Raw genomic sequence first — 13,085 nt, forward strand, 5'->3', positions numbered from 1 at the left:
TTCTTGTCAGAGATTATTATATCGAATAATAGGGGATTACATGTTATGACAAAAATTTTTACCAGGGATCGCAGCTTTTACAAGGATTTCTTTTCCATGACATTCATTCTTGCGCTGCAAAACCTGATTACCTGCGCTGTCAATCTTGCGGATAATATTATGCTTGGCTCTTATATGGAGACCGCCCTTTCGGGAGCCGCGATTGTAAACCAGATTCAGTTTATTCTGCAGATGGTCACAATGGGAATCGGAGAAGGGATTGTTGTTCTTGCCTCCCAATATTGGGGAAAAAAGGATATTGAACCAATTCGGCGCATTTTCAGCATCGGATTAAAGCTAGGGCTTTTAAGCGGCGCGGTTTTATGGGCAGCAGTATTTTTCTTCCCTGTGCCGATACTGAGTCTCTTTACCAATGACCAGGCAGTGATCCAACAGGCGGAGCAGTATCTCAGGATTGTCTGCTTCTCCTATTTTTTCTTCTGTATTACCAATACAGCCATCTGCGCGTTGCGCGGCGTGGAAACAGTGCGAATCGGCGTGGTTGTCTCAGTTATTGCCCTGTTTGTCAATATCGGGCTCAACTATATTCTGATTTTTGGGAAGCTCGGCGCGCCGCAGCTTGGAATCCGAGGCGCTGCCATCGCAACATTAACCGCGCGGATAATGGAAACCGCAGTTGTTATCATCTATCTCATCTTTTTTGATAAAAAGATCCATATGCGTCTTCAGTCGCTGCTTCACTTTGACCGCCAGCTTTTTGGGGACTATATCCGGGTCGGCTCTTTCGTCATCATGTCCAGCCTGATCTGGGGTGTTGCAATGGCGGTTCAAACAGCTATCCTGGGTCACCTGGGCTCTATTGCTATTTCGGCGAACAGTATTGCCACTACAATCTTCCAGGTGCTGACTGTTGTGACCTATGGATCGGCCAGCGCTGCCGCCGTTTTAATCGGGCGTACGGTCGGAGAGGATAATATTCCAAAGGTAAAGGAATATGCTTACACCATGCAGGTTCTTTTTGTTATCATCGGGGTTATAACGGGCATTCTGCTGTTTCTCGTCAAAGAACCGATTCTCAATTTCTACTCGATTTCTCCGGAAACCCGGAAGATGACCAGCGACTTTATCAATGTCCTTTGTATCACTGTAGTAGGAACCTCTTACCAATGCTCTGCACTGACAGGCATCGTCCGTGGAGGCGGGGATACCCGGTTTGTATTCTTTAATGACTCGATCTTTATGTGGGGCATGGTTTTGCCGCTATCTGCGCTGGCTGCCTTTGTTTTTCACTGGTCTCCGCTTGCCGTTTTTTGGATTTTGAAAAGCGACCAGATCACAAAATGCCTGGTTGCCCTGCCAAAAGTCAACCGATTCCGATGGATTCGCCAGTTAACCCGGTAAATAAGTCTCTTTTGTTCATAAAAAGTCGGTTTTTTTAACCGGCTTTTTATGCTATAATGGGAACACAACCGGAAATAGCGGCAGGGCCTGAAGCCCTTTCATGATGGAGCTTTAGGAAAAAATCAGCTATATATCTTGGGAGAGGAGGAAAGCAGATGGACCGCCGGTTTTCACATCAGGAGCATCAACAGCGGTTTTCATCCCGGCCGGACTCGCCGGGGCAGGTACCGACCTATATCAATGGGCTGGGATTTTTACCGCAGACGCCGCGGCAGGCGGAGTACAGGGCGCTTGTGATGCAGTATAATATCCTTTTGTTTTCGATTCTTCTCCTTTATTTTCTCCGGGTGATTTCACCTGCGCCGATTATCAATATTATGGCAATGCTCGGTTTGGATATCACCATTAATCCTTTAACGAATATTGTAAATATGTCTGTGTTTTCGGCTCAGATTGTCCAGATCCTGACTCAGATAGTCTATATGGGCGTCCCGACTGCTGTGATCCTGTTGTTCGGCAGGCGGCTCGGCTTTTCCGGCCAGCTCTTTTCCAAGCCAAATCCTGGGACAACCCGTTACAGTGTCCTGATTTTAATGGGAACTGGAGTAGTCGCTGCTATCTTCACCCGGCTTTTTGTGGGGATTTTGCAGGAGAGCGGTGTAGTTGTCTTGCAGGAAAGCGAAGTCCCGCCAACAGATTTTTCCGCCTTTCTCCTGTTCTGTTTTTCCACCACCCTTTTGCCCGCGTTTTTGGAGGAGCTTCTCTTCCGGGGCGCTATCCTGCATTCTATGAGACGGTTCGGGGATATTATTGCGATTGCGGTTTCCACCATTCTCTATACCCTGGTGCAGCCCAGCTTTGATATGATGGTTTATGCTTTTGTGACAGGCTTGGCGCTGGGTTATTTTACGGTTCGGTCGGGAAGTATTCTTGCAGCTATCGCCGCTAATTTCGCTTCTAAGGGGCTGCGGGTTCTTCAGCTTATCATCGAACAGCAATTCTCCGAGGAATTTTCAGCGCAAATTTTCTGCCTGATTGGAATTGTTTTGCTCTTGCTGTCGCTATTTCTCTTTGGCTGGTTTGTCCGTCGGGACAGCCGCGCTTTCCAGCTTTACAGTGTAGACACCTGCCTGACAAACCGAATGAAGATAAAGGCGCTGATCACCAATTTCGGCTTCTGGATGATTGTCGTCCTTGCCTTTTTCTATGTCATCCCCTATATTCAAATTATCGGCTAAGCAGGAGGTTTTTCTTGAATCAGGATCAGTTATTTATGAAAGAAGCCCTGCTGGAGGCTCAGAAAGCCTTCCTGCTCGATGAAGTGCCAATCGGCGCGGTGATTGTACAGGACGGAATTGTCATTGCCAGAGGGCATAACCTGCGTGAAACCGGCAAAAACGCGGCCGCTCATGCAGAGCTCCTGGCAATTAATGAAGCCTGTTCCAGCCTGGGAGGATGGCGTCTGCCGCGATGTACCCTATATGTCACCCTGGAACCCTGCCCCATGTGTGCCGGCGCAATGATCAATGCCCGGATCGACCGGGTCGTCTTCGGTGCGTATGATCCCAAGGCCGGCTCCTGCGGCTCTCTGGTCAATCTATTTGATCTGCCCTATAACCATCGGCCTCTTTGCGAGGGCGGTGTTTTGGAGACCGAATGCGCGGGTATCCTGTCTGAATTTTTTCGGCAGCTTCGGCAAAAAAGAAAAACATAAAAAAGGATGGCTCTGTAGAGCCATCCTTTTCATTTTCAGTATGTTCCATTCCGAACCGCCCGCTTTTCGGATATAGAATGGAGGCGCTTATTTGACTGCAAACCGGATAACATGGAAGGATAGCTTCGGCAAAGCCAGTTCAAAAATGTCTTTTTCTCCAGGCTCTGTCTTTTCCTGTCTCGGAACCACATTGCAGTCCTCTGCAATGCTGTTAAAGGTCATCAAATTATTTCCATCCATTACCATATGCTCTACCATCTCCAGCTTTCCAAAGGAACGCAGGTCGATTTCAACCGGCATTGCCTCGCTCTGATGGATATTCAGACAGAACAGGTTTACCATACCATTTTCCTGGTCGTAAACAGCGGTAGTTGAGACAACCGGCGCATCCCCATAGCGGGTTTCCACTGTCGGCGTAGTGTTGACTGGTTTTAATACAGTTCCTCTTCCATAGGTTGACAGGTATTTAAACGGATAGAAGGTTGATTGCCGGATAGCCTTCCCGCCCTTTTCCGTAAAGATCGGCGCGATTACATTCACAAGCTGTGCCAGGCAAGCGACCTTTACCCTGTCCGCATGGTTAATCAGCGTCATTCCCAGTCCGGCAAAAACCAGCGCGTCCAGCAGAGAATACTGATCCTCCAGGATATGCGGTGCATGCAGCCAATCATGCGGTTCCTGTTTGGCCTGATACCAGACATTCCACTCATCAAAGGAAATCATCATCCTTTTTTTGCTGCGTTTCACCGCCTTGACATAGTCGCAGGTGCTGGTGATAGTATTGATAAAATCATCCATGTCGATAAAGGAAGCCAGGAAGTCGAGGTCATTCCCTTCATTCTCATAATACCGATGCATGGAAAGATAATCGACGTGGTCATAAGCGTGTTCCAATACAACGCGATCCCATTCCGGATAGGTTTTCTGCAGTACCGTCGCGCTTCCGCAGGCTACCACCTCGATGGAGTCATCAATCCACTTCATAATTTTGGCAGCCTCCACCGCCTTCTTTCCATAATCGTCAGCATCCAGATGGCAAATCTGCCACTCGCCGTCCATCTCGTTTCCCAGACACCACAGCTTGATATTATACGGGTCTTTATGCCCGTTTTTGATTCGCAGATCAGACCAATAGGTTCCGCCCGGATAGTTGCAGTACTCCAGCATTTCTCCGGCGTCCTTCGGCGTACCGGTTCCCAGGTTGACCGCACCCATAATTTCTGTTCCGGCCTTTTTGCTCCAGTCATAAAATTCATCAATCCCAAACTGGTTTGTTTCAATACTCTTCCAGGCAAGCTCCAGTCGAGTCGGACGGTTTTCCTTTGGCCCGATTCCATCCTTCCAGTCATATCCGGAAACAAAGTTCCCGCCCGGATAGCGAACGTGAGAAACGTTGAGTTCCCGAACCAGCTCGAGGACATCCTGCCGGAACCCATTCTGATCCGCCGCCGGATGCCCCGGTTCATAAATGCCCTCGTAGATCGCACGTCCTAAATGCTCCAGAAAAGAGCTGTAGAGCCTATCGTCAACCTCTGCAAGTGTAAAGTCTTTTTCAATATAAAGTTTCACCTTATCCATTGCGCACCGATCCTTTCAACTTGTATCTGGTTGTATTATAACAGATGTAAGTTGTAAATACAACTGCTTTTTTAAAATATTTCTATTTATAACAACACCCACCAGGCAGAATCATACGTCTTCCAAAAACAGCAAGCCTTTCCGCTTGATTCATGGAGCAGTATATCTCATCCCCGGTGGGTATTTTGTTTCTATTCTTCCGGCGTCTGATTTAACAGGTTTGTTAAATATGTCACCTGATCCTCATACCGTTTCTGTGTTTTCTCTGATTCTGGCTTGGACATATCCTCCAGTCTGCGCAGGACGATAAACAGGTCGTCACCCTGATCGCAAAGACTGCCTAAAGCAGGATCATCCTTCAGATAATACCGGTCGCCGTCAATCCCGGCGTTATCAGAATACTGGGTGAGATCCTCGAATGCAAGCGTCTCATCCTGCTCCGTTAAAAAGTCATATGTTTTTTGATCCAATACAAAGATGGCATCCTCACCCTGCGAAAGCGCTGCAGAAAACTTGACATACTGCGCCATATAGTAGTTCGGATCCTGCGACTCCGCGTTCTCATGGTCGATCTGGACATACAGGACACTGATGCTTTGCTCACCGTTTCCATCCGTGTCAACGGCATACTGGCTGGTTTTGTCAAATGCCGACTGTACAGCATCCATATCAAAATACTCCGCGGTTGCCACCATCATTTCAAAATCATACTTTTCCCTGGTAAGCATATCATGCAGAAAGAAAGAACCAATCGCTGCTGCAATCAAAACCCCGATTGTCACCCACTTATAATGGTACCAATAATTTGCTGCCTTTTGCTTCAAGGTTTTCGGCTTAATTTCCTCATGGGTGCGATGCTTTTTTGCATAGATCTTTTCCCTGTCCTCAGGCGACAGGCTGTTAATATACTGCATCTGCTTCCTCAAAGCCGCTTCCTGCCGCTTCTTCGCCTGCAGTTTTTCAAAATCAGTGCGTGGTTGATCAGCCATTTTACTTCTTCCTTTCTGATTAAAAACGGACACCAGCATACTGTGGTGTCCGAATTACAGCCATGTTAGTCCTTAAGCGGTTTCATGGTGGGGAATAGCAGCACGTCGCGGATCGTATCGTTGTTAGTCAGGAGCATAACCAGCCGGTCAATGCCGATGCCCAACCCGCCAGTCGGCGGCATACCATATTCCAGTGCGTTGATATAGTCTTCATCCATATCAGCCGCTTCATCATCACCCTGCTTTTTAAGCTCGACCTGATGCTCAAACCGCTCTTTCTGATCAATCGGGTCATTTAATTCGGAGAATGCATTGGCGTGTTCCCGTCCCACAATAAAGAGTTCAAACCGCTCTGTAATCGACGGGTCTTTCGGGCTTCTCTTTGCCAATGGGGAAATCTCGACCGGATAGTCTGTGACAAAGGTCGGCTGAATCAGATTATGTTCGACATATTCATCAAAGAACAGATTCAGGATATCACCGGTCAGATGCCGATCCTCATATTCAATATGATGCTCTTTCGCAGCAGCGCGGGCTTCCTCCAGCGTTTTGATTTCGGAGAAATCTACTCCGCTGTACTTTTTCACGGAATCCGCCATCGTGATCCGCTCAAACGGTTTGCCCAGGTCGAGGGTGTGTTCACCATATTGAAGGGTAGTGGTACCCAGCACATTCTGCGCCACAGTACGGATCATATTTTCTGTGATCTCCATCATTCCGTTATAATCGGTATAGGCCTGATATAGTTCCAGCAGGGTGAATTCCGGGTTATGCTTGGTATCCATTCCCTCGTTGCGGAACACGCGTCCGATCTCATAGACGCGTTCAAACCCGCCGACAATCAGTCTTTTTAAATGCAGCTCCAGTGCAATCCGCATATACATATCCATATTCTGCGCATTGTGATGGGTAATAAACGGCCTTGCACTGGCCCCGCCTGCAATTGTGTGTAAAACCGGAGTTTCCACCTCGACAAAGTTCAGGCCATCCAGGAACTTTCTGATTTCCGTGATAATCCGGCTGCGTTTGATAAAGGTATCCTTGACCTCCGGGTTGACAATCAAATCTACATAACGCTGACGGTAACGGGTGTCCTGATCCTTCAGGCCATGCCATTTTTCCGGCAAAGGCCGCAGGGACTTGGACAGCAGGACGATTTCTTCTGCTTTCACTGAAATCTGTCCCTTTTGGGTGCGGAACACCTCGCCTTTAATCCCAATGATATCGCCAATATCATATTTTTTAAATTCCGCATAGGAATCATCGCCTACGTGATCTTTTCTCACATAGGACTGAATCCGTCCGCTGGAATCCGATACATCAATAAATCCGGCCTTCCCCATACCGCGCTTGGACATGATCCGGCCTGCAATGGATACCATCTTGCCTTCATATTCATCAAACTGCTCATTGATATCCTTGGCATAAGCGGTTACCTGGTAGGTGGTGAGCTGAAATGGGTCTTTTCCCTTTTCCCTGAGTTCCGCCAGCTTTTCACGCCGGACCTTTAAAAACTCGCTCATTTCCTCCTCAGTCGGAAGCACGTTATTTTCTACTTCATTCTGGCTCATTTTCACTTCTCCTCAATTCTGCACAACCGGTTCCGTAACTTTATTTGGAAATTTCCAGAATTTCATACTGGATCACGCCGGAAGGAACCTCCGCGTCAACTTTTTCCCCTACCTTATGTCCAATGACTGCCTTTCCCACCGGAGACTCGTCGGAAATCTTTTTCTGAAGCGGCGACGCTTCTGTTGATCCTACAATTTTAAAGATATCCTCTTTTCCATTTTTCAGGCATTTCATCTTTACCGTACAGCCTACGGAGACAACATCTGTAGAAATGTCATCATCATTGACAACTACCACGTTTTTGAGCAAAGCCTCTACTTCGCTGATTCTGGCTTCTACCATAGCCTGTTCATTTTTCGCTTCATCGTATTCACTGTTTTCTGATAAATCGCCAAAGGACAATGCAACTTTTATCTTCTCTGAAACTTCTTTTCGTCTTACGATCTTAAGATGCTCCAGTTCCTCTTCCAGCTTTAAAAGCCCTTCCTGTGTCAAGGTAATTTGTTTCATTGCGGCCACAATCATATCCCCCTGTTTATTTCATTTGTCTATTTTTCTTTTCATAAATAGGTATAGTAAGACTAGTCTACAATATTTTAATTATACTAAAATCAAAACTTTGTGTCAAGTAAAAAATATGCAGCACAATTTTATACGATGTTACTATCTTATCCAAAAAATCGTTTTGATTCCACTCTAAATTTATAAATAATGTTTCAATAAAATGTGAACGCTGCTGTACAGCAGCCAAACAAAAGAACAGGATCCTGTCCTATTCTTTTTCACTTGTGATTGTTTCTAAAAGGCCCGGATATTTACCTTAAGAAGAAACCCGCCAATACCCTTCATCAGGGTATTAGCGGGAGGTTTCTATTATGAATTAATTATACCAATTCAATGATATTTGCTTATTTTAGGCTGATTTCAGTGTTTTTTATGGCTTTTCAGCCCATTTTCTCACTATATTTCAGCCTTTATTTATATTTTTTAGATTTTTTAGAATCAAAATAGAATCACGGCACACGGTGCAAATCTTCCAAGCAAGCGATCAGTTCACTTTCCTTTGTTGGGTACAAATGGCCGTAGATGTTCAAGGTTGTTTCTATATTCTCATGTCCCAGCCGTTGGGCGATCATCAACGGATTGACACCCTTTTCTATTAACAGGCTTGCGTGGCTGTGCCGAAGATCATGCAGGCGTATTTCCTTTACTCCTGCTTTATTGGCATAGCGTTTTAGCATATGATTGAATGCGTATTTTGTTACCGGGAATATGCGGTCATTGTCGGAGATGTTATACAGCTTTCCAATATAGTCCTTTATCTCGTCCCTTAAAAATTGGGGTATTGCGATCACACGATTACTTTTGGCTGTTTTGGGCGGTGTTATGACATCTAGGCCGTTGATCCTCTGGTATGTCTTGCTGATAGAGATTGTACAGGCTTCCAGATCAACGTCAGAGGGTGTTAATGCTAATAATTCGCCTATCCGCATTCCAGTATAATATAAGATTTCAAAAGCCGTATGCGCCTGTATATTATGGCTGACAGCCTTTGAAAAAGCTTTGTATTCTTCCAACGTCCAGAACTGCATGGATTCAGCCCGTTGTTTTCCAATGCTACCCGCCTTTTTACAAGGGTTTTCAGCCAAGGAATAGTATTTGACTGCATAGTTAAAAACACTCGATAGCTGGACGTGCAGGCCCCGCAAATAGGTTTGTGAATATCCCTTTGCAATCATTTCATTTTGCCATCGGCGCACGTCTGAGGGGGTAATGACATTCAACGGCATATTTCCGAAAAAGGGGATCAGGCTGTTTTCAATCGTAAACCGTTTATTCTCATAGGTAGACAGCTTTAAGCGGTGCTGCATATCCTCAAGATAGATTACACTGAATGCCTGAAAGGTCATATCCACACTACCAGAATGCGCATTGACAAAATCCCGTTCGAATGCTACAGCTTCTCTTTTGGTAGCAAATCCCCGCTTTAATTTCTTCTTACGGGTGCCGGCCCAATCCTTGTAATAGAATTGTGCATACCATGTCCCCCGCTGTTCGTCTTTGTATGCTGGCAATGTGTTCACCTCTTTTCGTTGATTCCATATCATACCCACTTGTGGGGATGCCCTAACGAATCGTTATAGCATATGCCAACTTGTTGGCACGCTGAACGGATCGGGCACCCATGCCTAGGCAAAACGCCCACCCATGACGGTATGAAATGTGCCGTTACCCTAAATCAGGGTACCACCCCATCACCCGATACGGTAAAACGCCGATCACCTTTAAGGGTGTAACGAATCGTGACCCCCTTTGGCTAACGTCGCAAAACGCGACTCAAGGGGTAATGTGATTTCAAATCACAGCTATTCTTTGCCGGGATCGCCGTTCTGTTTCCGTTGTTTCAACGTCCGATCCGCTACCATCTGCGAATATTCCACAATATCCTGTTTGCCTTTTTTATCAGCTATGCAGTAATTAGCTTCTATCAAATCCATGTTAGCCTGATCTTCTTCCGAATGATTTATGATCCAGTTTTTCGTAACCCCATTTTCGAGCAATCTTTTGTTCATTTCTGAAAATGATGTTGCTGGACTGTCATAAAGAAGATCGGAAACTTTTACCTCAAGTGCGCCTGCTATATCACGAATAACGTCAACCGGCGGTTGTATTATATCTAATTCATATTTTTGAACCGATGAAAAGGTTTTATTTATTTTCTTTGAAAGTTCCTTTTGAGTTATACCTTTTGCTTTTCTAGCCGCTTTTATATTACTTCCTATGGACATATATTCACCACCTTTTTTATCATATTACCTCAACGCTCATTAAAAATCAATATTTTTTTAAAATTAGTATTGACATATTCATTATAAATGAGTATAATCTAAACATAGGCTGATTTTAAATGAGCATCAAAGGAGGTTGAAACAGTGAAAATCAGTAAAGATAAAATTGATTTAATCATGGCAAGCAAAGGCTTGTCGGCCAAAGAAGTGTCGGAGCGTTCCGGAATTTCAAGGCAAAATTTTAGTACCCTGCGATTAAGGGGGACATGCACTGCACCGACAGCGTTCAAGATTGCCAAAGGGTTAGACGTTGACCCAAGCGAATTTATTGTATCGGAGGGCTAACCATGAAATACTACCTAACAGCCCCGGAGGTTGCGGAGATTCTAGGCGTATCTAACGGCAAGGCTTATGATGTGATCCGCAATCTGAACAAAGAACTGGAGCAGGGCGGATATATTACCGTATCCGGCAAAGTTCCAACAAAGTATTTTAATCAGAAGTTTTGGGGCGGAATTGATGAGGGGGCGAGAGATTGACAACACAAGAAGTATTACAGTACTTCCAAAAAGTGAAACAAACAGGAAGCAATCAATATTCCGCATTGTGTCCGGCGCATGACGATCATACGGCAAGCTTGTGTATTGGAATGGGTGAAGATGGCAGAACCCTTATTACATGTCAACGTGGATGCAATTTAGATGATATTTTATCAGCAGTGGGATTGAAAAGACGAGATTTATTTGCAACGCCTTTAGAGCCAAAACAGAATAAACCATGGAAATATATCTGTTCCTATTACTACCCCGATAAAAATGGAAGACCACGCAACAGAAAAGACAGATACCTAAAACCGGACGGAAAGAAAACATTTGTATGGAAACATTACGACGGGAAACAATGGGTAAAGCATAAAACAAACGATGATCCCGGACTGTATAACGCCGATTGTATTCCTAACAACGATTTGATCTATATTGTCGAGGGAGAAAAGGACGTTGAAACGCTCAAGGCCTGCGGCAGGGCGGCGGTGTGCAGTCCACATGGAGCAAAGCAAAACGGCGAGGGATGGAAAAGCGAATATACAAAAGCCCTCTCCGGTAAAGACGTTATTGTGATACAGGACAACGACGAAACCGGAAAAGCATTTTCATCTATCATCTGCAACGCTTTGACCGGACAAGCCGCAAGCGTGAAGCTGGTTGACCTTTGCAAGCTATACCCTGATTTAAAGGAGCATGGAGATATCACTGATCTTTACGAACTCAACGAAAAAAATGAATCCATCATTCAGGCGGTTGAAACCATGGCGGCAGGATTGCCGGAGTATCAGAAGCAGGAACCGCCGGCGGACGTTTTTGGCCGGGCTGAATATGCGGTTGACGATAACCGATTAAAGCTGTCTATTATATCGGCGGCCGATCTGCAAGGTAAAGAATTGCCACCAGTTCGGTTTGTTGTGGATGGGATATTGCCGCAGGGATTAGCCTTGTTAGCTTCACCGCCCAAATACGGAAAAAGCTGGCTTGTGCTTGATCTCTGTTTATCTGTTGCAGGAGGAAACCGTTTCTTAAATCATGATACCGTACAGGGAAGCGGGTTATATTTAGCATTAGAGGACAGCGAAAGAAGATTAAAAGACCGCATGAATAAAATTTTAGCCGGGCAAAAAGCACCGGATGGTTTCTATTATGCAACGTCTGCGCTAACGCTGGGAAATGGACTGATTGAGCAATTAACAGATTACATGTCAGAACACCCGGATACAAAGCTGATTGTCATTGATACACTACAGCGTGTGCGCTCTGTAGGAAACGGAAAAGACGTTTATGGAAAAGATTATCAGGATATGGGCATACTGAAAAAATTTGCAGATGATAACGGAATATGTCTTTTATTGGTTCATCACCTTAGAAAAGCCACAGATGACAGCGACCCGTTCAACCGTATTTCCGGCACCAACGGCATTATGGGCGCGGCTGATACTGCGATGGTGCTGGCAAAGGCAAAACGGCAGGATGCGAATACCACACTATCAGTTACAGGCAGAGACGTTGACAGTAGTGAAACGGTTATCTTCTTTGACAAAAATACATATCGCTGGCAGGTTATGGGAGATGCGGACTGGATAGAAGAACAGCGCAAACTATTTGAATACCGTAATAGTCCGATTGTTCAGACGGTAAAAGAGTTGTTAAAGGAATCCCCGCTAGGCTGGCGAGGAACTGCACGAGAATTATTTCAATCCTGCATTGACATTGCGGGAGCATATCCAGCAGACAATGAAACGGCATTGAGTAAAAAAATGAAACAGCTATCAAGGGAACTGTTTGAAAATGATGGGATTGTGTATGAGCCGCCAGCCAGCAAAAGCAATAATAAGCGGCTACATTCATTAAGATTTAAAGGCAGACAACCAACAATACTAGATAATTAGTTACCATTAGTTCCCTATTACCAAAATGTACCTTAGCTACCATTAGCGTACCTTAGCGACTATATAATATGGGAGCTAGTGGGCGCAAAGGTACTCTAATTTTACCCTGTGGATTTTGAAAGGAGAATGAAAGATGAAAATAATTGAAATCAACGGTAAAGAGTACATAGAAGAACGTTTCCCAAGTGTAGCTGAAGTTATGGGGCTTGCACCGAAAGGCAGTACGCTGCCGCAACTGTTTCCGATTGTTGGGTATGCGGAATCCCCTAGTGGAAAATTAGTTCCAATGCTGGGAATCAAAATGAGGGAGGAGTAAAGATGAAAATATTATCCTACGATCAAACGGGCGAAGGATGAGTTAAAAGACAAAAAAGATATTAAGTATCACGCCACTGGTTTTGGAAAAGAAAAAACATGGTATATAGAACTGATAACTACATCAATTTTGCAAGATTCAGAGGGGATAAAAAGCTAACACCCCGTCAGACACACTGAAATGATCAAGAGAAGCTATAAACACTGATTATTACTATATATTTTTCATTTGATCATGTGGTCAAGAGAACTAATTAAATGGACAAGTGGAGAATGTCATTTGACCATGT

13 protein-coding genes are annotated in these 13,085 nt (G+C 45.0%); 7 read left to right on the forward strand and 6 right to left on the reverse strand.

Annotated elements, in window-relative coordinates; translation table 11 throughout:
* Positions 1–45: 45 nt before the first annotated feature.
* The 3 genes from CZ360_RS02585 (at position 46) to tadA (ending at position 3,115) form a co-directional block, all read left to right on the forward strand.
* Positions 46–1,401, forward strand: a complete 1,356-nt coding sequence (locus CZ360_RS02585; RefSeq protein ID WP_077532618.1) for an MATE family efflux transporter — start codon at positions 46–48, stop codon at positions 1,399–1,401.
* 155 nt (positions 1,402–1,556) lie between these two features.
* Positions 1,557–2,639, forward strand: a complete 1,083-nt coding sequence (locus CZ360_RS02590; RefSeq protein ID WP_077532619.1) for a CPBP family intramembrane glutamic endopeptidase — start codon at positions 1,557–1,559, stop codon at positions 2,637–2,639.
* A gap of 14 nt (positions 2,640–2,653) precedes the next feature.
* Positions 2,654–3,115, forward strand: coding sequence for a tRNA adenosine(34) deaminase TadA (gene tadA / locus CZ360_RS02595; protein ID WP_077532620.1), 462 nt, complete (start codon positions 2,654–2,656; stop codon positions 3,113–3,115).
* A gap of 87 nt (positions 3,116–3,202) precedes the next feature.
* Here the strand turns inward: tadA and arfA are convergent, their stop codons facing one another.
* The 6 genes from arfA to CZ360_RS02625 all read right to left on the reverse strand — a co-directional run bounded on the left by arfA (position 3,203) and on the right by CZ360_RS02625 (position 10,043).
* Positions 3,203–4,693 (reverse strand): arabinosylfuranosidase ArfA, encoded by a 1,491-nt coding sequence (arfA, locus tag CZ360_RS02600; protein ID WP_077532621.1) that lies wholly within the window; start codon positions 4,691–4,693, stop codon positions 3,203–3,205.
* 191 nt (positions 4,694–4,884) lie between these two features.
* Positions 4,885–5,682 (reverse strand): hypothetical protein, encoded by a 798-nt coding sequence (locus CZ360_RS02605; RefSeq protein WP_077532622.1) that lies wholly within the window; start codon positions 5,680–5,682, stop codon positions 4,885–4,887.
* A gap of 65 nt (positions 5,683–5,747) precedes the next feature.
* Positions 5,748–7,253, reverse strand: a complete 1,506-nt coding sequence (gene lysS / locus CZ360_RS02610; RefSeq protein ID WP_077532623.1) for a lysine--tRNA ligase — start codon at positions 7,251–7,253, stop codon at positions 5,748–5,750.
* 40 nt (positions 7,254–7,293) lie between these two features.
* Positions 7,294–7,773 carry a transcription elongation factor GreA gene (gene greA / locus CZ360_RS02615; RefSeq protein WP_205411098.1) on the reverse strand — a complete coding sequence of 160 codons (480 nt, stop codon included), beginning with the start codon at positions 7,771–7,773 and terminating at the stop codon, positions 7,294–7,296.
* A gap of 494 nt (positions 7,774–8,267) precedes the next feature.
* Complete coding sequence (locus tag CZ360_RS02620; protein WP_077532625.1) at positions 8,268–9,329, reverse strand: site-specific integrase; 1,062 nt, start codon at positions 9,327–9,329, stop codon at positions 8,268–8,270.
* 291 nt (positions 9,330–9,620) lie between these two features.
* Positions 9,621–10,043 carry a helix-turn-helix domain-containing protein gene (locus CZ360_RS02625; protein ID WP_077532626.1) on the reverse strand — a complete coding sequence of 141 codons (423 nt, stop codon included), beginning with the start codon at positions 10,041–10,043 and terminating at the stop codon, positions 9,621–9,623.
* A 144-nt stretch (positions 10,044–10,187) separates the two neighbouring features.
* Between CZ360_RS02625 and CZ360_RS02630 the strand changes: the two genes are divergently transcribed.
* From CZ360_RS02630 to CZ360_RS02645, 4 genes are all read left to right on the forward strand, one after another.
* On the forward strand, positions 10,188–10,388 hold the full coding sequence (locus CZ360_RS02630; RefSeq protein ID WP_077532627.1) for a helix-turn-helix domain-containing protein: 201 nt from the start codon (positions 10,188–10,190) through the stop codon (positions 10,386–10,388).
* Between the two features lie 2 nt (positions 10,389–10,390).
* Complete coding sequence (locus CZ360_RS02635) at positions 10,391–10,582, forward strand: ICEBs1 excisionase (protein WP_077532628.1); 192 nt, start codon at positions 10,391–10,393, stop codon at positions 10,580–10,582.
* Positions 10,579–12,480, forward strand: coding sequence for an AAA family ATPase (locus CZ360_RS02640; RefSeq protein WP_077532629.1), 1,902 nt, complete (start codon positions 10,579–10,581; stop codon positions 12,478–12,480). The genes CZ360_RS02635 and CZ360_RS02640 overlap by 4 nt, the downstream gene beginning before the upstream one ends.
* Before the next feature lie 133 nt (positions 12,481–12,613).
* The gene (locus tag CZ360_RS02645; protein WP_077532630.1) at positions 12,614–12,796 is read left to right on the forward strand and encodes a hypothetical protein; all 183 of its coding nucleotides are present in this window, start codon (positions 12,614–12,616) and stop codon (positions 12,794–12,796) included.
* Positions 12,797–13,085 lie beyond the last annotated feature (289 nt).

It is taken from the genome of Massiliimalia massiliensis (assembly GCF_900155615.1).
Lineage (GTDB): Bacteria > Bacillota > Clostridia > Oscillospirales > Ruminococcaceae > Massiliimalia > Massiliimalia massiliensis.